Annotated in this window: 19 protein-coding genes and 1 pseudogene; 9 read left to right on the top strand and 11 right to left on the bottom strand. The window is 70.1% G+C overall.

Annotation, left to right across the window (positions count from 1 at the left end; genetic code table 11):
• Positions 1–46 precede the first annotated feature (46 nt).
• From AC5Y2S_RS26345 to AC5Y2S_RS26330, 4 genes are read right to left on the bottom strand one after another with little or no spacing between them, the layout of a single operon-like run.
• Positions 47–781, bottom strand: a complete 735-nt coding sequence (locus AC5Y2S_RS26345; RefSeq protein ID WP_499959373.1) for an adenosylcobinamide-GDP ribazoletransferase — start codon at positions 779–781, stop codon at positions 47–49.
• Positions 778–1833 carry a nicotinate-nucleotide--dimethylbenzimidazole phosphoribosyltransferase gene (gene cobT / locus AC5Y2S_RS26340; RefSeq protein ID WP_499959387.1) on the bottom strand — a complete coding sequence of 352 codons (1056 nt, stop codon included), beginning with the start codon at positions 1831–1833 and terminating at the stop codon, positions 778–780. Before cobT ends, AC5Y2S_RS26345 begins: the two co-directional genes overlap by 4 nt.
• Positions 1830–2381, bottom strand: coding sequence for a bifunctional adenosylcobinamide kinase/adenosylcobinamide-phosphate guanylyltransferase (locus AC5Y2S_RS26335; RefSeq protein ID WP_499959372.1), 552 nt, complete (start codon positions 2379–2381; stop codon positions 1830–1832). The genes cobT and AC5Y2S_RS26335 overlap by 4 nt, the downstream gene beginning before the upstream one ends.
• Positions 2382–2408: 27 nt before the next feature.
• Positions 2409–3077: a DUF3043 domain-containing protein gene (locus tag AC5Y2S_RS26330; protein ID WP_499959371.1), complete on the bottom strand. Its 669-nt coding sequence runs from the start codon at positions 3075–3077 to the stop codon at positions 2409–2411.
• Between the two features lie 192 nt (positions 3078–3269).
• Between AC5Y2S_RS26330 and AC5Y2S_RS26325 the strand changes: the two genes are divergently transcribed.
• Together AC5Y2S_RS26325 and AC5Y2S_RS26320 are read left to right on the top strand one after the other, a co-directional pair.
• Complete coding sequence (locus AC5Y2S_RS26325; RefSeq protein ID WP_499959386.1) at positions 3270–4346, top strand: glycerate kinase family protein; 1077 nt, start codon at positions 3270–3272, stop codon at positions 4344–4346.
• Positions 4347–4428: 82 nt separating this feature from the next.
• On the top strand, positions 4429–4785 hold the full coding sequence (locus AC5Y2S_RS26320; protein WP_499907091.1) for an iron-sulfur cluster assembly accessory protein: 357 nt from the start codon (positions 4429–4431) through the stop codon (positions 4783–4785).
• Positions 4786–4800: 15 nt separating this feature from the next.
• Here the strand turns inward: AC5Y2S_RS26320 and AC5Y2S_RS26315 are convergent, their stop codons facing one another.
• On the bottom strand, positions 4801–5427 hold the full coding sequence (locus tag AC5Y2S_RS26315; RefSeq protein WP_499959370.1) for an Rv0361 family membrane protein: 627 nt from the start codon (positions 5425–5427) through the stop codon (positions 4801–4803).
• 173 nt (positions 5428–5600) lie between these two features.
• Here AC5Y2S_RS26315 and AC5Y2S_RS26310 point away from each other — a divergent pair, with 173 nt between their 5' ends.
• Positions 5601–6575: a carbohydrate kinase family protein gene (locus AC5Y2S_RS26310; RefSeq protein WP_499959368.1), complete on the top strand. Its 975-nt coding sequence runs from the start codon at positions 5601–5603 to the stop codon at positions 6573–6575.
• A 106-nt stretch (positions 6576–6681) separates the two neighbouring features.
• Here AC5Y2S_RS26310 and asnB read toward each other — a convergent pair whose 3' ends face one another.
• Positions 6682–8661: an asparagine synthase (glutamine-hydrolyzing) gene (asnB, locus tag AC5Y2S_RS26305; protein WP_499959367.1), complete on the bottom strand. Its 1980-nt coding sequence runs from the start codon at positions 8659–8661 to the stop codon at positions 6682–6684.
• A 130-nt stretch (positions 8662–8791) separates the two neighbouring features.
• Between asnB and ctaC the strand changes: the two genes are divergently transcribed.
• The 4 genes from ctaC to AC5Y2S_RS26285 all read left to right on the top strand — a co-directional run bounded on the left by ctaC (position 8792) and on the right by AC5Y2S_RS26285 (position 12040).
• Entirely contained in the window at positions 8792–9865 is a 1074-nt protein-coding gene (gene ctaC / locus AC5Y2S_RS26300) for an aa3-type cytochrome oxidase subunit II (RefSeq protein ID WP_499959366.1), read from the top strand.
• 8 nt (positions 9866–9873) lie between these two features.
• On the top strand, positions 9874–10293 hold the full coding sequence (locus AC5Y2S_RS26295) for a cytochrome c oxidase subunit 4 (protein ID WP_499907081.1): 420 nt from the start codon (positions 9874–9876) through the stop codon (positions 10291–10293).
• A gap of 182 nt (positions 10294–10475) precedes the next feature.
• The gene (locus AC5Y2S_RS26290) at positions 10476–11408 is read left to right on the top strand and encodes an MmpS family transport accessory protein (RefSeq protein WP_499959365.1); all 933 of its coding nucleotides are present in this window, start codon (positions 10476–10478) and stop codon (positions 11406–11408) included.
• Positions 11408–12040 carry a DUF2561 family protein gene (locus tag AC5Y2S_RS26285; RefSeq protein WP_499959364.1) on the top strand — a complete coding sequence of 211 codons (633 nt, stop codon included), beginning with the start codon at positions 11408–11410 and terminating at the stop codon, positions 12038–12040. The genes AC5Y2S_RS26290 and AC5Y2S_RS26285 overlap by 1 nt, the downstream gene beginning before the upstream one ends.
• A 224-nt stretch (positions 12041–12264) precedes the next feature.
• Here AC5Y2S_RS26285 and qcrB read toward each other — a convergent pair whose 3' ends face one another.
• The 4 genes from qcrB to ctaE are packed head-to-tail and all read right to left on the bottom strand — an operon-like array spanning position 12265 to position 16611.
• Entirely contained in the window at positions 12265–13923 is a 1659-nt protein-coding gene (gene qcrB / locus AC5Y2S_RS26280; RefSeq protein WP_499959363.1) for a cytochrome bc1 complex cytochrome b subunit, read from the bottom strand.
• Positions 13920–15101 (bottom strand): cytochrome bc1 complex Rieske iron-sulfur subunit, encoded by a 1182-nt coding sequence (gene qcrA, locus AC5Y2S_RS26275; RefSeq protein ID WP_499959362.1) that lies wholly within the window; start codon positions 15099–15101, stop codon positions 13920–13922. The genes qcrB and qcrA overlap by 4 nt, the downstream gene beginning before the upstream one ends.
• A complete protein-coding gene (gene qcrC, locus AC5Y2S_RS26270) occupies positions 15098–15964 on the bottom strand; it encodes a cytochrome bc1 complex diheme cytochrome c subunit (protein ID WP_499959361.1) in 867 nt (288 codons plus the stop codon). The genes qcrA and qcrC overlap by 4 nt, the downstream gene beginning before the upstream one ends.
• A 35-nt stretch (positions 15965–15999) precedes the next feature.
• The gene (gene ctaE, locus AC5Y2S_RS26265; RefSeq protein ID WP_066937831.1) at positions 16000–16611 is read right to left on the bottom strand and encodes an aa3-type cytochrome oxidase subunit III; all 612 of its coding nucleotides are present in this window, start codon (positions 16609–16611) and stop codon (positions 16000–16002) included.
• Between the two features lie 138 nt (positions 16612–16749).
• On the opposite strand from ctaE, the gene trpD reads away from it, so the two are divergent.
• Positions 16750–17835, top strand: a complete 1086-nt coding sequence (trpD, locus tag AC5Y2S_RS26260; RefSeq protein WP_499959359.1) for an anthranilate phosphoribosyltransferase — start codon at positions 16750–16752, stop codon at positions 17833–17835.
• Here the strand turns inward: trpD and AC5Y2S_RS26255 are convergent.
• A pseudogene (locus AC5Y2S_RS26255) lies at positions 17773–19638 on the bottom strand (DEDD exonuclease domain-containing protein); the annotation flags it as partial. The gene trpD and the pseudogene AC5Y2S_RS26255 sit on opposite strands and share 63 nt — an antisense overlap.
• 131 nt (positions 19639–19769) lie before the next feature.
• Here AC5Y2S_RS26255 and AC5Y2S_RS26250 point away from each other — a divergent pair.
• Positions 19770–20009, top strand: coding sequence for a hypothetical protein (locus AC5Y2S_RS26250; RefSeq protein WP_499959357.1), 240 nt, complete (start codon positions 19770–19772; stop codon positions 20007–20009).
• The last annotated feature ends 170 nt before the right edge of the window (positions 20010–20179 follow it).

The raw sequence follows: 20179 nt of genomic DNA, 5'->3' as shown, positions 1-20179 counted from the left end.
GAAAGCCCCTTGCGCGCGGCGTGTCGGGGGCTTTTGCGTCTGCTCGTCAGTGAAAAGCCGCCAACACCACCGCACTCACCGTCGTGGTGAGTTCGATCGCGGCGCCCAGCACGTCACCGGTGATGCCGCCGAACCGGCGCACGCAGTGCGCCACCAGCGCCGCGCCACAGCCCAGCGCCACCAGGACCGCCACCGGCCCCTGCCACGGCCGCGAACCCGCCAGCAGCGACACGGCGAGCAGCGCCGCCGCCCAGGCCGCCACCACCGGCGCCGGCTGACTCCCCGCGACCCGCGCGCCGAGCGCGCTGCCCTCGGCCGCCGGCACCGACCGGCGGCAGGCCAGCGCGGCGGCGACCCGGCCGGAAAACACCGCCAGGGCAATGGCCGACGGCTTCAGCGCCGCGAAGGCCAACCCCTGCAACAGGATCACCAGCACGACGGCCGCCACACCGAACGGTCCGGTCGACCCGTCGCGCATCACCGCGAGCGCGCGCTGCGGCGGGCCGTAGCAACCCAGCCCGTCGGCCGTGTCGGCGACGCCATCGATGTGCAGCCCGCGGGTGGCGAGCAGCAGCGCCGCCACGGCGAGCAACCCGGACAGCGGGCTCGACGAACCGAAAACCCAAGCGCCACACCACGTCACGCCCGCGGCCAACGCCCCCAGCGCGGCACCGACCACGGGCAGCGCGGTCATCGCGCCGCGGCCCATCAGGGCGTTCCGCGTGCCCGGGACGGGTAGCACCGTTCCGAACGCGAAAGCCGTTGCCAGGGATCGCATCACGGCGGCGGGGCGCCGGGGCCGGCCACCCCTGCTTCTGAGAAGGTCGCCATCGAGCACAGCGCGGCCACCGCCGCGCGCAGCACCGGCAGCGCGACCGCGGCGCCTGTTCCCTCGCCGAGGCGCATGCGCAGGTCCAGGATCGGGTCCAACTCGAGGGCCGCCAGGGCCAGCTCGTGGGCCGGCTCCGTCGAACGGTGACCGGCCTGCCACCAGTGCCGCGCGCCGGGCGCCAGTCGCTCGGCGACCAACGCCGCGGCGGTCACCGCCAGGCCGTCGAGCAGCAGCGGGGTGCGCCGCACCGCGGCCTGCGCGCAAAAGCCGGCCATCGCGGCCAAATCCGCGCCGCCGCAGCAGCGCAGCAGCCCGACCGGGTCGGGCAACACCAGCCGCGCCCGGAACAGGGCGTCACGCACGGCGGCGGTCTTGCGCGCCCAGCCCGCGTCGTCGATCCCGGTCCCGAAGCCGACCGCGGCGACCGGCTCGGCGTTCGTCAGCGCCGCCACCAAAACCGCCGCCGCGGTGGTGTTTCCGATCCCCATGTCGCCCGCGATCAGCAGGTCGGCGCCGGCGTCGACCTCCTCGTCGGCGATCGCCCGGCCCGCGGCGATCGCGGCGATGGTCTCGGCGTCGGACAGCGCGTCCTGCGCGGTGATGTCGCCGCTGCCGCGCCGCACCTTGTGGGCGCCGATCCGCTCCGAGGCCGCCTCGGCGTCGACCGCCAAGTCCGCCAGCCGCACCGTCGCGCCGGCGATTCCGGCCAGCGCGTTGATCGCCGCGCCGCCGGCGTCGATGTTGGCGACCATCTGGGCGGTCACCTCCGGCGGGTACGCCGACACCCCCGAGCGCGCGACCCCGTGGTCACCCGCGAAGACGATCACCCGGGCGCGATCGAATTGTCTTGGCGGACAATGCCCCTGACATGAGGCGACCCATACCGACAGGTCCTCGAGGCGCCCCAGGGCGCCGCGCGGCTTGGTCAGCGTGTCCTGGCGGGCGCGGGCCGCTGCGGCGGCGTCCGCGTCGGGCGGCGATACCGGGGCGAATTCCATCAGGTTCCCGACGGCTTGATCTGCACCGCCTGCCCGGCCACCACCAGCACCACCCGATCGCACAGCTCGGCGATGCGCTGGTTCAGGCTGCCCAGTTCGTCGGTGAACCGGCGCCCGGACGCGGTGGCCGGCACCACGGTCAACCCGACCTCCGGGCTGACCAGCACCAGCGTGGAACCGAATTCGCCTACCGCGGCGAGCATGTCGTCGATTGCGTCGCCTACGGGGGCCCCGGTTACCGACCCGTCGTCCCACGCGCCGTTGCGGTCCAGCGTGCCGGTGAGCCAGCCGCCGAGGTCGTCGACGAGCGTCGGGCTACCCGGCGACTGGCGCAATTGCCCTGTGACGTCGTCCGTTTCGACCGTTGACCAATGCGCGGGCCGGCGCTCCCGGTGCCGCGCGACCCGTTCCGCCCAGTCCGCGTCGGCGTGACCCTCGACGCGGGGCGCCAGGTAACGGACCGGCTGCCCTGGCGGCAGCGACGTGGCGATGGCCTCCTCGGCCCAGCGGGACTTGCCCGAGCGGATCCCGCCGAGCACCAGGGTGCGCACCGGGGTCAGGCGGCTTTCGGGCGCCGGTCAGCCGACACTGCTGCCGCGTTCGACTTGGGGCCGGGGCGTGCGCATGCGGCGCAGCTGCGAAGCCCTGCCGGCGGCGTAAATGCCCAGCCTCCAACGACTTTCGGTGTTGTCGGGGAACTTCGCGTCGACCAGCCTGCTGACCTTGCGGCCCAGCAGGACTCCGTCGACGCCCATCACGACCATCAGCACCAGCATCGCCGGGGAGGCGTACAGCTGCACCTGCGGTACACCGAACGAGGCGAACAGCAAGAGCAGCGTCGCCGGCATGAACAGGCCCAGCGCGTTGCGCCGGGAGTCCACCACGTCGCGCACGTAGCGCTTGACGGGTCCCTGATCGCGCGGCAACAGGTAGGCCTCTTCGCCGGCCATCATGCGCTCGCGGCGGTCCGTCATCCGCGCCCGGCTCGCCGTCCGCTCGGCCCGGCGCTCCTCGCGGCTGAGCTTGGGCCCGGCCAGCGTCTTGCGCCGGGCCCGCGCCTCGGACGCGGTCATGGGTGCCGGTGCGATCGGGCCCTTCCGCGCGTTGCGCCGCGCCTCGCTGCGCTTGGGCGTGGGCCGGCCCTTGGGCCCGGTCCGGCGCGGCGCGGTCTCGGCGGCACCGTCCGTCTCGACTTCGGCAACTGCGAAGTCGTCGTTCTCGCCCTTTTTGCGGCCCAATAGCTTCACAATGGCCAGGTTACTTCGCGGGGAGACCGGCCCGTAACGGACCTGGAATGCGTTGTTATTGGTCATGCGCCAGCGCAACGCGTGACGCTTACGCTTGACTGTGATGAATGGCTACCTGTGATGGACGACGGCACGATGGCCTCGGATGACGCTGCCGCTGGCCTCGCACCGGGCCGTCTGCGCCTGCCGGCCATGCAGGTCTTGGTCGCCCCGGATTGCTACGGGGACAGCTTGTCCGCCGTGGAGGCCGCCGCCGCCATCGCGACCGGCTGGACGCGGTCACGTCCCGGCGATCGGTTCACCGTCGCGCCCATGTCCGACGGCGGCCCCGGTTTCGTCGAGGTGCTGGGCCGGCGGCTGGGGCAGACGCGGCGGGTGCGGGTGTGCGGGCCGCTGGACAGCACGGTGGAGGCCGCCTGGGTGTTCGACCGCACCTCGCGGACGGCGTACCTGGAGTGCGCGCAGGCCTGCGGCCTGGCCCTGCTCGGCGGTCCGCCCACCCCGGAGACCGCGCTTGCGGCCGACAGCAGCGGCGTCGGGCAGCTCATCGACGAGGCGCTGCGGGCCGGCGCGATGCGGATCGTGGTCGGGCTGGGAGGCAGCGCCTGCACCGACGGCGGGAAGGGGATGATCACCCAGCTCGGCGGCCTGGCGGAGGCGCGCCAGCGGATGACCAACGTGGACCTGATCGCCGCCTCGGACACCGAATACCCACTGGTGGGCCCCTGGGGGGCGGCCAGGGTGTTCGGGCCGCAGAAGGGCGCGGACACCGCCGCCGTCGCCGCCCTGGAAGTCCGCCTCGAGGCGTGGGCGCTGGAACTGGAGGCCGCGGCCGGACGGGACGTGAGCTCGGAGCCGGGCGCCGGGGCCGCCGGCGGCATCGGGGCCGGGCTGATGGCGCTGGGCGGCCGTTGCGAGCTGGGCGCGGAGATCATCGCCGAGCACACCGGCCTGGCCGACGAACTCGAGGTCGCGGACATGATCGTCACGGGTGAGGGCCGCTTCGACGAGCAGTCCCTGTTCGGGAAGGTGGTCGGCTATCTCGCCGAGTCGGCCCGCCCGCTGGGCATTCCGGTGATCGTGCTGGCCGGGCAGGTCGACCTGGAGAATTCCGCGGTGCGCTCGTCGGGCATCATGTCCGCGCTGTCCATCGCCGATTACGCAGGTTCGGTGCGGTTGGCGCAGGCCGACGCGGCCAATCAGCTGATGGGTTTGGCCTCCCAGGTCGCGGCGCGACTCGGGAATAGCGGTCCCGCAATGTACCGTTGATGCAGTGGGCTTTTTCCCGAGCGATCGCCCGGATGTCGAGCCGACCAGGACCAACTAGAAAAAGTGCCAACTAGGAGAAGCAATGACGGTGCAAAACGAGTCAACCGCCAAGACCCACGGCGTGATCCTGACCGATGCCGCCGCCGCCAAGGCGAAGTCCCTGCTGGACCAGGAGGGCCGTGATGACCTGGCGCTGCGCATCGCGGTCCAGCCGGGTGGCTGCGCCGGGCTGCGCTACAACCTGTTCTTCGACGACCGATCGCTGGACGGCGACCTGACCGCGGAGTTCGGCGGCGTGACCCTGACGGTCGACCGGATGAGCGCGCCCTACGTCGAGGGCGCGTCCATCGACTTCGTCGACACCATCGAGAAGCAGGGCTTCACCATCGACAACCCCAACGCCACCGGTTCGTGCGCCTGCGGGGACTCCTTCAACTGACCTGAGATCGACGGCTCAGTAGGAGCCGCCGGTGCGCAGCACATACGAGCAGACCTCGATCTGCCCCCGCTGAAATAGCAGCTGGGCCACCCCTTGCACGTCGTCGCGTGTCGGGCCGCCGGCCGCGGGGGTGACCCGCATGGTGAACAGCGCCTGCGCCTGGTATTGCGACAGGTACACGATCTTGTCGACGGACGTCAGTTCCACCTCGGAGAACTGCTTGCGGAAGGCGTCGCTGCTCATTTTGGCCAGGGCCTGGTCGGAGCGTTTGTCGCGCACGCCGTCGTACATGCCGCACAGCGCGTTGCGGACGATGACGTCGATGTCGCGGTGCTCCAGCGCGTCCAGGTACTCCTGAATGGCCGTTTTGGCCGCGCCGTCGGACAGCGAGGTGCCGGTGTTGGCCCCGTTGGTGCGAACCCCGTACGTGATCGCCAGCGTCAGCGCGGCCGCCAGCACTAAGGCCAGCAGTGCGCCGATGACGATGCGCCGCTTGGATCGCCGCTGCGGGTAGGGCACCGGCTGCCCGGGATAATTCGGCGGCGCGTCGGCGGCGGGCTGATCGGGGAACTCAAGCGGCTGGGGCTGGGGGGTTGGTCCGTCGGTGCCGACACTCTGGTCCGGCCAGTGCGGACCTGCCATGTGGTTCTCCTACGCTGGTGGGCGGGACCATGAGCGGGGCTGCGGCCAAGGCGGGGTCCCGGCGGCTGAGTGACTTTCTAGGCAGGCTAGCGCACCCCTTTGCGCGGACCGTGACGCGACGACGCTCGATACGCCTGAGTAAGCTAGATAACCTTACTAACGAAGGAGATTTCGTGACGATCGCGGTAACGGGTTCGATTGCGACCGACCACCTGATGCGGTTCCCCAGCCGATTTTCCGAGCAGCTGCTGCCGGAGCACCTGCAGAAGGTGTCGCTCAGCTTCCTGGTCGACGACCTGGTCATCCATCGCGGCGGCGTGGCGGGCAACATCGCGTTCGCCATCGGTGTGCTGGGCGGCGACGTCGCGCTGGTCGGCGCCGCCGGCGACGACTTCGCCGACTACCGCAACTGGCTGGTGTCCCACAACGTCAACTGCGACAACGTCCTGATCTCCGAGACCGCGCACACCGCGCGCTTCACCTGCACCACCGACGTCGACATGGCTCAGATCGCGTCGTTCTACCCGGGCGCCATGTCGGAGGCCCGCAACATCAAGCTCGCCGACGTGGTGTCGTCCGTCGGCACGCCGGAGCTGGTCATCATCGGGGCCAACGACCCGGAGGCCATGCAGGTGCACACCGAGGAGTGCCGCAAGCTCGGGCTGCCCTTCGCCGCCGACCCGTCCCAGCAGCTGGCCCGGCTGTCCGGCGACGAGATCCGCACGCTTACCGACGGCGCCAAGTACCTGTTCACCAATGACTACGAGTGGGACCTGATGCTGTCCAAGACCGGCTGGACGGAGGCCGACGTGGCGGCCCAGGTCGAGCTGCGGGTGACCACGCTCGGCCCCAAGGGCGTGGACCTGGTCGAACCCGACGGCACGGTCACCCACGTCGACGTGGTGCCCGAGACCAGCCAGGTCGACCCCACCGGCGTCGGCGACGCCTTCCGGGCCGGCTTCCTCACCGGGCGCAGCGCGGGCCTCAGCCTGGAGCGCTCGGCGCAGCTGGGGTCGCTGGTGGCGGTGCTGGTGCTGGAGTCCACGGGAACGCAGGAGTGGGCCTGGGACCACGAGGTCGCCAAGAGCCGGCTGGCCGGCGCGTACGGCGAGGACGCGGCCGCCGAGATCGCCGCGGTGCTGGCCTAGCTCGCTCGCCGAGTCCTCCGGCAGTGTTCGCCGGGCCCTGCCCGGCCACCAGACGCAGAATCGCACGCGGGAGGCCCGCTCAGTGCGATTCTGCGTCTGCTCGCCGTTAGAGCTGCACGGGGTAGACCGGCTCGCTGATCTGCGGCACCACGCTGTACTCGACGAAGATCGCGTGCCACAGCATGAAGATCAGCACCGTCCATAGCCGACGGCTGTGATCGCTTGTGCCGCTTCGGTGTTCGTCGAGCATCCGGCGCACCGCGGCCAGGTCGACCAGCTGATCGGCCTGCGACGAGTCGACCAACGCGTACGCCCACTCCAGCAATTCGCCCGCGCGCAGCCAATGCCGGATCGGCACCGGGAAACCGAGCTTGGGCCGGTGCAGCACGTGCGCGGGAACGATCGGCTCCAGCGCGCGCCGCAACGCGTACTTGGTGGTGGTTCGGGTGATCTTGGCCTCGACGGGCAGCCGCGAGGCGACGGCGAACACCTCGGGATCCAGGAACGGCACCCGCAGCTCGAGCGAGTTGGCCATCGTCATCTTGTCGGCCTTGACCAGAATGTCGCCGCGCAACCAGGTGAACAGGTCGACGTGCTGCATGCGGGCCACCGGGTCCCAGCCGGCGGATTCGGCGTACACCGAGGCGGTCACATCGGTGTGGGTCCACTCGTCGCGGAACCCCGGCAGCACGTCGCGCAGCTGCGCGTCGGAGAAGCTGCGGGCGTTGCCGTAGTAGCGCTCCTCGAGCGTCAGCGAGCCGCGGTGCAGCAGGCTCTTGCCGCGCATGCCCTCCGGCAGCGGCTTGGACACCTTGCCCATCGACCGGCGCAGCGGCCGCGGCAGATAGTCAAAAGGCTTCAGCGACAACGGTTCCCGGTAGATGGTGTAGCCACCGAACAGCTCGTCGGCGCCCTCGCCGGACAGCACCACCTTGACGTGCTTGCGGGCCTCGCGGGCGACGAAGAACAGCGGGACCAGCGCCGGGTCGGCGACGGGTTCGTCGAGGTACCAGACGATCTCGGGCAGGGCGGCGACGAACTCGTCGGGGCTGACCACCTTGGCGATGTGGCGCGCCCCGATGGCCTCGGCCGAGGCCACCGCGACGTCGATCTCGGAGAACCCCTCGCGCTCGAAGCCGGTGGTGAACGTGATCAGCCGGGGGTTGTGCCGGATGGCCAGCGCCGCGATGGCGGTGGAGTCGATCCCCCCGGACAGGAACGCCCCGACGGTGACGTCGGCGCGCATGTGCTTGGCTACCGAGTCCTCCAGTACCGCGGTGATCTCGTCGTAGCGGGCCTGTTCGGTGCCGGCGGTGATCGGCGTGGCGGCGAATCGCGGCACGAAGTAACGGGTGGTCTCGGGCGGCTGCCCGGGCCTTACGCGCGCGAAGCAGCCCGATTCCAGCCGGCGCACCCCGCGGTGCAGCGTCTCGGGCTCCGGCACGTACTGCAGCACGGTGTAGTGCTGCACCGCGCGCTCGTCGATGGCGGTGTCGAACCCGACCAACTCGGCCAGGTCCATCAGGCATTTCTTCTCGCTGGCCAGCGCGGTGCCGCCGGTGCCGGTGGCCATGAACAGCGGCTTGATGCCGAAAGGGTCTCGGGCGCAGAACAATTCGCGGGTCTCGGTGTCCCACAGCGCGAATGCGAACATGCCGCGCAGCCTGCGCAGCACGTCGGTGCCCCAGTGGTGATAGCCCGCGACGATCGACTCGCCGTCACCGTCGGTGGCGAACGCGGCGCCGTGCTGGGCGGCCAGTTCTTCGCGCAGCTCGAGGTAGTTGTAGATCTCGCCGTTGAACACCAGCACGTAGCGGTCGGGCGCCTCCGGCGGCCCCCAGCGCAGCGGCTGGTGCGAATGGGCGATGTCGATGATGGACAGCCGGTTGAAGCCGAACACGACGGAGCCGTCGGCGCCCGGATCGGCCCACGTTCCCGGCTCGTCGGGCCCGCGGTGGCGCATCAGGTGCGACGCGGCGGAAATGGCGCGGTCGGCCCGGGCCGCGGCCGCCGTGGCGTCGCCAGAAGCTGCCCCGCCGCCGTCGGCGCCGGCCGGGGCCGCCACGAACGCCAACAGACCACACACGGCGCCCCAGTATGCCCCACTTCGCGGCGCCGGGGGCGCCGCACGCCCCAGACCGGCCGGGGTTTGCGCGACGGCGCCAGCGGCGTGGTCTACGCTGCGTAGTATTCGAATCCGAGCAGGAGGCGCCAACGTGTCACCTCGCGAGCAGGTCCGTTCGCAACGTCCGTCGCAGCGCAGGTTCCAGCGTCGTCTCCGGCCGCTGGCGCTGGCCGTGACGCTGGGCGTGCTGGCGCTAACCCTGAGCGGATGCAGCTGGTCGCAGGTGCTCGGCATGGGCTGGCCGGAGGGCATCACGCCGGAGGCCCACCTCAACCGGGAGCTGTGGGTCGGGGCGGTGATCGCCTCCCTGGTGGTCGGCGTCATCGTGTGGGGGCTCATCTTCTGGGCGTCGGCGTTTCACCGCAAGAAGGCGACGGACACCGAGTTGCCCCGCCAGTTCGGTTACAACATGCCGCTGGAGCTGGTGCTCACCGTGACGCCGTTCCTCATCATCTCCGTGCTGTTCTACTTCACCGTGGTGGTGCAGGAGAAGATGCTGCACCTGGCCAAGGACCCCGAGGTCGTGATCGATGTCACCTCCTTCCAGTGGAACTGGAAGTTCGGCTACCAGCGCGTCAACTTCAAGGACGGCACGCTGACCTATGACGGGGCCGACCCGGCCCGGAAGAACGCGATGGTCTCCAAGCCGGAGGGCAAGGACGAGCACGGGGAGGAGCGCGTCGGCGCGGTGCGCGGCCTCAACCCGCAGGACCGGACGTATTTGAATTTCGACAAGGTCGAGACCCTGGGGACCGCCACGGAAATCCCGGTGCTGGTGCTGCCCGCCGGCAAACAGATCGAATTCCGGTTGGCCTCCGCGGACGTCGTGCACACGTTCTGGGTGCCGGAATTCCTCTTCAAGCGCGACGTGATGCCCAACCCCGAGGCGAACAACTCGGTCAACGTGTTCCAGGTTGACGAGATCCAGAAGACCGGGGCGTTCGTCGGCCACTGCGCCGAGTTCTGCGGCACCTATCACTCGATGATGAACTTCGAGGTGCGGGTAGTGCCGCCCAACGACTTCAAGGCCTACTTGCAGCAACGGATCGGCGGGAAGACCAACGCCGAGGCGCTGCAGGCCATCGCGCAACCGCCGCTGGCGGTGACCACCCATCCGTTCGATACCCGTCGCGGCGAAGCGGCCCAGGGCTCGCCAGTAGGTTAGGACGCTCAATGAAGATCGAAACCAGGCTGTTCGAATTCATCGCCGCTTTCTTCGTTGTGTCGGCGGTGCTCTACGGGATCCTGACCGCGCTGTTCGCGACGGGCGGCGTGGAGTGGGCGGGGACCACCGCGCTCGCGCTGACCGGTGGCCTGGCGGTCATCACGGGTAGCTTCTTCTGGTTCATCTCGCGTCGACTGGACACCCGGCCCGAGGACTACGAGGGCGCCGAGATCAGCGACGGTGCAGGAGAATTGGGCTTTTTCGCGCCGCACAGTTGGTGGCCCATTCTGGTGGCGCTGGCCGGCTCCGTCGCGGCGATCGGCATCGGGCTGTGGCTGCCCTGGTTGATCGTCGCCGGGGTGGTGTTCATCCTCGCATCGGCGGCCGGACTGGTCTTCGAGTACTACACGGGCCCCGAGAAGCACTGATTTGCGACTCAAAGGTCACAATCAGGGCATCAGTTGATCGGGGCCCGTTTTCCGAGACTTCTTTGCTCTATCCCGTTCGGTAGGGTTTGCCCAGGCACCATGAGAAACTCCCAAGTGCGCGCGCACCGATGCAGCCGCGGGGCCTCGCGCGCTGGTGATGCAGTTGGACAGGGCAGGCAACTATGAGCGGGCCGAATCCTCCGGGATGGGAACCTGACGAACCCGATCCCGGCAGCGACCTCAGCCACCAACCGGACTCCGGCGACGACGCGGTCGATCCCCACGACGAGCTGGAGCCCGGCGACGGCAGCGCCGAAATCGCCGCGGCCGACCAGACCGGCCAGACGGACGCCTATTCGCGGGCCTATTCGGCCCCCGAGTCGGAGCACTTCATCACGGGCCCCTACCTGCCGGCCGATATGCGGCTGTACGACTACGACAGCTACGACGAGCCCGCCGACGCCGACGACGAACACCGCGCCCCACGGTGGCCGTGGGTGGTCGGCATCGCCGCGATCGTGGCCGCGATCGCGCTCGTGGTCTCGGTGTCGCTGCTCGTCACCCGCACCGACACCAACAAGCTGGCCAACCCCGCCACCACCACCGCGCCGTCGACGCCGCCGATGCAGGACGAGATAACGACCACCAAACCGCCACCACCGCCGCCCCCGCCGCCGCCCACCACCGAGGCCCCTCCACCGCCCACCGAGACCCAGACCGTGACGGTGACGCCCACCCCGCCGCCACCGCCGCCGCCCCCACCGGCGACGAGCGCCCCGGCGCCCCCGCCCGCGACCACGACGTCGGCGGCCGGCCCGCCGCCGGCCACCACCGCCCCGACCGGCCCGCGGCAGGTGACCTACTCGGTGACCGGCACCAAGGCCCCGGGGGACATCATCTCGGTGACCTACGTCGACGCGTCGGGCCGGTCTCGTACCCAGCACAACGTGTACATCCCGTGGTCGATGACCGTGACACCGATCTCGACGTCCGACGTCGGATCGGTCCAGGCGTCCAGCCTTTTCCGGGTCAGCCGGCTCAATTGCTCGATCACCACCAGCGACGGGACGGTGCTGTCGTCGAACAACAACGACTCGCCGCAGACGAGCTGCTGATGGTCAGCAGGTATTCCGCCTATCGGCGGGGTTCGGACACCATTCCGCCGGACGTCGTCGACCGCATACTGCTGGGCGCCTGCGCCGTCGTCTGGTTGGTGCTGCTGGGCGTGAGCGTGGCCGCGACCGTCGCTTTGGTGGACCTGGGCCGGGGCTATCACAAGGCGGCCGGGGGCTCGCACACCTCGTGGGTGTTGTACGCCGTCATCATCGTTTCCGCGCTGATCATCGCCGGGGCGATCCCGGTGCTGGTGCGGGCGCGTCGCATGGGTCTGATCGAGCCTGCGGCCCGGCCCGCTCGCCCGCCGAGCCGCCCCCCGGTGCGCCTGATGGCCCCCGCCCCGCGCACCGCGGCCGAGCGGGCCCGTCAGCCGCGGGGGCAGGCCGCGGAGCCGGCCGCCGAGTGGTCGGGTGCGGCGGTGGACCGGATCTGGTTGCGCGGCACCGCCCTGCTGGCGGGAACGATGGGCGCCGCGCTGATCGCGGCGGCCACCGCGACATACCTGATGGCCGTCGGTCAGGACGGCGGGTCCTGGGTGGGGTACGGCCTGGCCGGGGTCATCACCGTGGCGATGCCGGCGGTCGAATGGCTGCACATCCGGCAGCTGCGCCGCATCCAGGAAGCCCGCTAGCCCGCCGCGCTCGCTGGCCGCGCTCCGTCACGTGCCATATGCGCGTCCTTGCACGCCGAGATCGACGCCAGCGTGCATGGCACTCGCACTTCTCCGCGCTAGCGTCGATCTCGACAAAATCGCCGCGACACGCGCTGTTGAGAGCCGGCCGGCGAGTGTAGGTCCGCCAAATCAACCGTCCGGCTTGCGCTTTCGCGGGCTGTCGCGGCGAAACCGGCGCGCCTCTAGTGCTCGCCGTGCTCGCCGTTGGGGGAGCCCACGATGCTGTCCTGGTGTTCGCGCAACGCGGTGAGGGAGCGTTGCTCGGCGGAGTGCGCCGCCTCGCGCAGCGCGGCGTCCTCGGACGTGGGATCGGCGAACAGGAAGCTGCCGCTGCCCGGAGAGCCGGCCGAACCCAGCTTGTTCATCCGCTTGGGCAGCGCCGAGCCCTGGTACGCCAGCGGGATCGGGTGGCCGTGGTCGTCGACCGGCCCGAGCGGCTGGTGCAGCTCGATGTAGGCACCGTGCGGCAGCCGCTTGATGATGCCCGTCTCGATGCCGTGCTCGAGCACGTCGCGGTCACTGCGCTGCAGACCGATGCACCACCGGTAGGTGATGAAGTAGACGAACGGCGGCAGAATCACCATCCCGATGCGCCCGATCCACGTCGTCGCGTTCAGCGAGATGTGGAACTTGAACGCGATGATGTCGTTCATCGCGGCGAGGGTCAGCACCATGTAGAAGGAGATCGCCATGGCCCCGATCGAGGTGCGCACCGGAACGTCGCGCGGACGCTGCAGCAAATTGTGGTGCGCGTAGTCGCCGGAGAACCGCTTCTCCAGGAACGGGTAGATGATCAGCAGGATGAAGACCGCGCCCATGAGCAGCGCGACCCAGACCACCGCGGGAATGGTGTGGTGCCAGAAGTAGAACTCCCATGGCGGCCAGATGCGCGCCAAGCCCTCGGTCCACATCATGTAGAAGTCGGGCTGGGAGCCCGCGGAAACCTGAGATGGCTTGTAGGGGCCCAGGTTCCAGATCGGGTTGATCTGTAGCAGGCCGCCCATCAGGCCCAGCACGCCGACGATCGCGGCGAAGAACGCGCCGGACTTGACCGCGAAGATCGGCATCACTCGCACGCCGACGACGTTGTGCTCGGTGCGGCCGGGGCCGGGGAACTGGGTGTGCTTCTGGAACCACACCAGCGCCAGGTGCAGCCCGATCAGGGCCAGGATGATCCCCGGCAGCAGCAAAATGTGCAGCGCGTAGAGCCGGGGGATCAGGATGGTGCCGGGGAAGTCGCCGCCGAACAGTGCCCAGTGCAGCCAGGTGCCGATCACCGGCATGCCCAGCGTGATCGACGACAGCGCGGCGCGCAGGCCGATGCCCGACAGCAGGTCGTCGGGCAGCGAGTAGCCGAAGTAGCCCTCGAACATCGACAGGATCAGCAGCAGCGAACCGATGACCCAGTTGGCCTCGCGGGGACGGCGGAACGCCCCGGTGAAGAAGATGCGCGCCAGGTGCACCATGATCGCCCCGGAGAACATCAGCGCGGCCCAGTGGTGGATCTGGCGGACGAACAGGCCGCCCCGGACCTCGAACGAGATGTTCAGCGCCGACTCGTAGGCCCGCGACATCTCGACCCCGCGCAGCGGTTGGTAGACGCCGTTGTAGGTGACGTCGACCATGGACGGGTCGAAGAACAGCGTCAGGTACACGCCGGTGAGCAGCAGGACGACGAAGCTGTACAACGCGATCTCGCCCAGCAGGAACGACCAGTGGGTGGGGAAGACCTTGTTGAGCTGCCGGCGCACCGCTGCCGACGGGTGGTAGCGCGTGTCGATGTCCTCGCCTTGGCGGGCCAGGACATCACCGATCTTCGGGGGACTCAGTTTCGGACTCATGTTGTCGTCCTCTCCCAGAATGCCGGACCGACGGGCTCGATGAAGTCACCGTTGGCGACCAGATACCCGTTGGAGTCAATGGTGATCGGCAGTTGCGCCAATGCACGCGCGGCGGGGCCGAATATCGGCTTGGCGAAATGCAGCGCGTCGAACTGCGACTGGTGACATGGGCACAGGATTCGGTAGGTCTGCGACTCGTACAGCGATGCGGGGCAGCCCAGGTGCGAGCAGACCTTCGTGTAGGCGAAAAACTCGCCGAAGTTGAAGCTCTCCTGACCCTGACGCTTGACCATCCGCGGCAGGTCGGTCGGTCGAATACGGATGAGCATCACCGGGTTTCGGACGCCCATCTTGATCGCGGTCAGCTTCTCGTGTGACTCCGCGGTGGTGCCGTCGCCGTCGGACTCGCGCCACGGGAAGACGGTCTCCATGGCGCCGGCGTCCATGTCCTCGGGGCGCATCTTCACGAACGGCGCCCCCGAGTGCGAACCGGTGGCCCGCGCCAGGAAGATCGTTTCGCCGTGATAGCGCGGGGTCCAGCCCGACGTCCACAGCTCGGCCTTCATGCCGTCGGCGGTGGGCACGACGGGCTTCCATGGGTTCTTGATCAGGCCGCCGGCAAACGCGACCAGGGTGCTCAGGCCGAACGCGCCCAGTCCCACGCCAAGCGACAGTCCGACGAGCTTGCGCCGGCCGATCGTCGAACCCTGGTAGGCGTCGCCCAGGTTCGCCACGACCGTCTTGCGGTCGATCTCGCGCGAGGCGCCGTCATGGCGCTGCTGGATCGAGATCTCTTCCGGGATAAACCTTTTCTGGTACAGCACGGCGCCGATCGCGATGCAGAGGATGGACATCCCGAAGGTGAAGCCGTACAGCGGCGTGGCCAGCGAGTACAGAAAGTTGCCCGAGGCCTCCTTGGGCCGGTATTCCCACGGCCAGAACAGGAAGATCACCAGCAACGCCAGCCCGAACCCGCCGCCCAGCAAAAGCCAACGGGCGACGGAGCGCTCCGCGCGCTTCTCGGCCTTGGTGCCCTCGACGGGCCAGCGGGGCTCCTTGAAGACCGTCTCGACGCCGTCGAGCCTGCCGCCCAGAGCCACGAGTTCCTGCTGCGACATCGCGGCCAGAGCCGCCTCGTCGGGCTCGCGTCCCACCGGGTCCTTATCGGTGTCGCTCATGATGCTCGCGCCCCAATCCACAGTGCCAACCCGATCGCGGCCACCATCCCGATGATCCAGAAGGCCATGCCCTCGGGGGCGGGTCCGAATCCGCCGAGGCCGTAGCCGCCCGGCTGCCGTTCCTCGCTGACCGCCTTGATGTAGCCGATGATGTCCTTCTTGGCGTCGAAGGACAGCTGACGATCGGAGAACTTCGGCATGCTCTCCGGGCCGGTCAGCATCGCGGTCAGGATCTGCTGCTCGTTGGCCGGACCCAGGTCGGGCGCGTACTTACCGGACGACAGCGCCCCGCCCTTTCCGGTGAAGTTATGGCACGACGAGCAGTTCAGCCGGAACAGGTCGCCGCCACGGCCCAGGTCGTCGCCGCGCAGCGAGTGCATCGCGAGGCTGCCGTCGGGGTTGCGCACGACGGTGGGTCCGCCGCCGTTGGCCTGCACGTAGGCGCCGATCGCGTCGATCTGGGCTTCGTCGAAGATCGGCTCCTTACGGGGAGCCTGGGCCTCGCCGGCCATGACCGGCATCCGGCCGGTGGACACCTGGAAATAGACGGCCGCCTCGCCGACGCCGATCAGGCTCGGCCCGTGGTCGACCACGCCCTGCAGGTTGGCGCCGTGGCACGACACGCAGGACGTGTCGAACAGCTGCTTGCCGTTGCGCAGCAGCGCCGACGACGACTCGTCGGCGACCGCCACCTGCGGGGTGGGGGTCAGCACGGCGGCCAGGCCGCCCGCGACGGTCAGCGCGATCAGCAGCAGCAGGCCCCCCGACAGCCGGCGCCGCAGACGCCGTCGCGAGCGGTCACGCTGCCCTTTTCGCGGCTGACCCCGCCGCGCACCGTTTCGGGTAGACCCCAGTTTCTTCAACCGAGCACTCCTGTCCGTCTAGGTCTAGCGCCGGCTCATCGGATGAAATAGATCACGGTGAACAGCGCGATCCACACGATGTCGACGAAATGCCAGTAATAGGAGACGACGATGCTGGCCGTCGCCTGCGCGGGCGTGAACTTGCTCATCGCGGTACGGGCCAGCAGGAAGATGAACGCGATCAAACCGCCCGTGACGTGCAGGCCGTGGAAGCCCGTCGCCAGGTAGAAGACAGTGCCGTAGGCGCTGCCGGGGATGGTCGTCCCGTGCGACATCAGGTGGTAGTACTCGTACGCCTGGCCGAGGACGAAGAACAGGCCCATCAGGAACGTGATCACGTACCAGCGGCGCAGCCCGAAGACGTCGCCGCGTTCGGCCGCGAACACGCCCATCTGACACGTGAACGACGACGCGATCAGCACGAGCGTCACCGGCACGGCCTGATAGAGGTTCAACTCGGTGGGCGGCGGCGGCCACTTCCCGCCGGCCTGCGCCCGCGCGGTGAAGTACATCGCGAACAGGCCAGCAAAGAACATGAGTTCGCTGGAAAGCCAGACTATGGTGCCGACGGCGACCATGTTGGGCCGATTCAGCGAATGCACTCGCGAAGTGATCGCAGTACCCGAGGTCCCCACAGCGCTGGTCACATCCGCAAGTATGACGCTTTGTAGTTGTCGAACTCTACCCGGGTCGGAAATTTCGCGAATCGGCGTTTCCGGCGCCGCCACCGGCCCCGCGTCCGGCAACGGTTGGGAGCCCGCTGATCCTCGTGGGACCATCGGCGCGTGCCCGCGTCATCCGAACCCGCGTCCGGCCCTCTCGCCGAGGCGCCGAAGTGGTCGCAGGTCCTCGCGCGCCTGACGGGCGGGCGGGAACTGGCGCGGGGCCAGGCCGGCTGGGCCATGGACCAGATCATGTCCGGCGCCGCCAGCCCGGCCCAGATCGCCGCGTTCGCCGTGGCGATGACGATGAAGGTCCCCACCGCCGCCGAAGTAAGTGAGCTGGCCGACGTCATGCTCAGCCACGCCCGCCCGTTGCCCGCCGCGGGGATCCCCGACGACGCGGTCGACATCGTGGGTACCGGCGGCGACGGCGTCAACACGGTCAACCTGTCCACCATGGCGTCGATCGTGGTGGCCGCCGCGGGGGTGCCGGTGGTCAAGCACGGCAACCGGGCGGCGTCGTCGCTGTCGGGGGGCGCCGACACCCTGGAGGCGCTCGGGGTGCGCATCGACTCCGAACCCGACGAGGTCGCGCGCAGCGTCGCGGAGGTCGGGATCGGGTTCTGCTTCGCGCCGCTGTTTCACCCGTCCTACCGGCACGCCTCCGTCGTGCGCCGCGAGATCGGGGTGCCGACGGTGTTCAATCTCCTTGGGCCGCTTACGAATCCGGCGAAGCCGCGGGCGGGTTTGATCGGCTGCGCGTTCGCCGACCTCGCCGAGGTGATGGCCGGGGTGTTCGCGTCGCGCCGGTCCAGCGTGCTGGTGGTGCACGGCGACGACGGGCTCGACGAGCTGACCACCACCACCACGAGCACGATCTGGCGCGTGCAGGCGGGCACGGTGGACCGGCTGACGTTCGATCCGGCCGGCTTCGGGTTCCACCGCGCCGAGCTGGGCGAGCTGGTGGGCGGCGACGCCCAGGCCAACGCCGCGGAGGCTCGTGCGGTGCTGGGCGGGGCCAAGGGCCCGGTCCGCGACGCCGTCGTGCTCAACGCCGCCGGGGCGATCGTCGCCCACGCCGGCCTATCCAGCCGCGCCGAATGGCTGCCGGCTTGGGAGGACGGGCTGCGCCGGGCCTGCGCGGCCATCGACTCCGGGGCGGCCGAAAAGCTGCTCGCGCGATGGGTGCGGTTCGGCCAGCAGCTCTGACTCGACCTGCGCCGGATCCTGTTGCGAGGCCAGCCGCGCAGAGCGGGCCAGCGCGGCCCATGCCGACCACGCGCCGGCCGACCGCAGCGGCGAGGCCCATCCCTCGTCGGAGAGGCCCGAAACCCGGACGATGCGCACCCCGGGCGCCGCCAGCCAGCGTGCGATCAGCGCCGTCTCCTCCACCAGCGCGCCGCCGAGCGGGGCCGCCGCCCGCAGGATCGCCTGTGCGCCAGCGTGAATGGCGTCGATCACCGGCATCGGCGGCACCCCCCGCTTGGCGGTGCCGGCCGCCGCGAGCTGGCCGTAGCGGACGACGGCGAGGTGGTAGCCGCCCTGACCGTCGGGCGCGGCGGCGATCAGCTCGGGCAGCGCGGCCAGCGCCCGCAGCCGCTGGCCGCGCCACAGCGTCTCGATGGCGGCGGCGACGCGGTCGCGCAGCCGCGCCGCGCTCTCGAAGTGACGTTGCTCGGCGAGCGCCGTGACCTGGCGCACGGCGGCGGCCAGAGCGCCGTCATCCAGCCCGTCGAGCAGCGCCGCGACCCGCGCCACCGCCGCCGCGTACTGGGTGGCCGTGACGCCGCGCGGCGCGGGGCAGGGCGACACTTCGACCTCCGGGCAGGCCGGCCCGTGCAGCGCCGAGCGCGCGAGCCGCGCGGTGCACGTCCGGGCGCCAGTGAACCGCGCCAGCACGGCCGCGGTGTCGGCGGCGTCGGCGCGGGACCGGAACGGGCCGACGGCGCGGTCGTGGCGCGGCGCGCGCACCGCCGCCAGCCGCGGAAACGCCTCGTCGGTGAGCGCCAGCCACCACCACCGCTGCGGGAACCTCGACCGCCGGTTGTACGGCGGGGCGTGCGCGGCCAGCATCCGCAGCTCCCGCACCCCGGCCTCCAGCGCATGCGCGCATTCGACGTGGTCGACGGCGCTGGCCAGGGCGACCATTTCCTTCATACGGCCGCGGGGATCGGCGCCGGTGAAGTACTGGCCCACGCGCCGCCGCAGGTCGACGGCGGTCCCGACGTAGAGCACTCCCCAGCTGCGCGGGGGCCCGACACCCGCCGGACCGCGGAACAGGTAGACCCCGGGCCGGTGCGGCAGCCCTTCGGCCAGCACCTTCTTGCGCCGCTGGGCCGGCGTCACGTCGGGCAGGTACGAACGCAGGTCGGCGTAGGTGTGCACGCCCTGGTTGCCGACCCGCTCGATCAGCGCATGCAACACCTCGACGGTGGCGCGGGCGTCGTCGAGGGCGCGGTGCGTCGGCTGGGCGGCGACGGCGAACAGCCGCGCCAACTCGGCCAGCCGCACGCTGGGGGCTTCCTCGCGGCCCAGGACCCGCCTCGCCAGCCGGACCGTGCACAGCACCGGCGGCCGCGGCCAGTCGATGTCGCAGCTGCGCGCGGCGGCCCGCAGGAATCCGACGTCGAACCCGGCGTTGTGCGCGACGAGCACCGCCCCCCGGTCCAAGTCGGCGAACTCCAAAAACATCGGCAGCACGGCGCCGATGGTCGGGGCGTCGCACACCATCGCCGTCGTGATGCCGGTGAGCTGCACGATCTGGGGCGGGATGCTGCGCTGCGGATCGACGAGGGTGGCGAACTCGCCCAGCACGACGCCGCCGCGGACCTTGACCGCCCCGATCTCGGTGATGGCGTCGCACGGCGCGCCGTCGGCGCTCTTGGTGCGCCCGCCGGTGGTCTCGAGGTCCACCACGACGAAAGTGGTCTCGCGCAAGGGGAGTTCGTCGACGGGGGAGGCGGCCGGGCCCAAGCCGGCGAAACTCAGCTGAGTCGCACCGCTCGCACCCATGGCCGCGACGTTAGGCACGTGCACCGACAGCCGCCGGGTTCCCACGCCGGGAGCGGCCGATGGATGTCGGTGGTCGCCGTTAGCGTGCGGGCAAGAGCTTCCCAACGCCAGACCGAGAGGACGGCAACCTGATGGCATACCGCGACGACACGGCGCACCCCGACGGTGCGGCGCCGGTGGTGATCGACTGCGACGATTGCGCGGTGCGCGGCCCGGGCTGCCGCGACTGCGTGGTCAGCGTCCTACTCGGGGTCCCCGAGACGTTGTTGCAGGACGAACGGGCCGCGCTCGAAGTCCTCGCGGACGCCGGGCTGGCGCCGCGCCTTCGGCTCGTGCCGATTCATCGCGGCCGGGGGGCCGGTGTAGCCTAATTGCCTTGTGCGCCAAAACCGCTGGACCGTCTTAGGGGATTGCCATCATTCACAGACGAATGACAGAAATCTTTCTGATTTCTTAACGGTCCCGCTTGGACAAACGTCGATATCGTTTCGTAACCTGTTTGAGACCTAAACTAGCTCGACGGCGCCCCGGCAGTGCCAGG

The organism is Mycobacterium sp. NGS69, assembly GCF_059812165.1.
This window is presented reverse-complemented; position numbering and strand designations above follow the sequence as displayed.

Excerpts from the sequence above, each read along its gene's own strand:
- AC5Y2S_RS26250 (WP_499959357.1), top strand. The coding sequence starts at position 19,770 with ATGGCATACCGCGACGACACGGCGCACCCCGACGGTGCGGCGCCGGTG.
- AC5Y2S_RS26295 (WP_499907081.1), top strand. The coding sequence starts at position 9,874 with ATGAAGATCGAAACCAGGCTGTTCGAATTCATCGCCGCTTTCTTCGTT.
- AC5Y2S_RS26320 (WP_499907091.1), top strand. The coding sequence starts at position 4,429 with ATGACGGTGCAAAACGAGTCAACCGCCAAGACCCACGGCGTGATCCTG.
- qcrB (WP_499959363.1), bottom strand. The coding sequence starts at position 13,923 with ATGAGTCCGAAACTGAGTCCCCCGAAGATCGGTGATGTCCTGGCCCGC.
- AC5Y2S_RS26285 (WP_499959364.1), top strand. The coding sequence starts at position 11,408 with ATGGTCAGCAGGTATTCCGCCTATCGGCGGGGTTCGGACACCATTCCG.
- qcrA (WP_499959362.1), bottom strand. The coding sequence starts at position 15,101 with ATGAGCGACACCGATAAGGACCCGGTGGGACGCGAGCCCGACGAGGCG.
- AC5Y2S_RS26325 (WP_499959386.1), top strand. The coding sequence starts at position 3,270 with ATGCAGGTCTTGGTCGCCCCGGATTGCTACGGGGACAGCTTGTCCGCC.
- AC5Y2S_RS26290 (WP_499959365.1), top strand. The coding sequence starts at position 10,476 with ATGAGCGGGCCGAATCCTCCGGGATGGGAACCTGACGAACCCGATCCC.
- AC5Y2S_RS26315 (WP_499959370.1), bottom strand. The coding sequence starts at position 5,427 with ATGGCAGGTCCGCACTGGCCGGACCAGAGTGTCGGCACCGACGGACCA.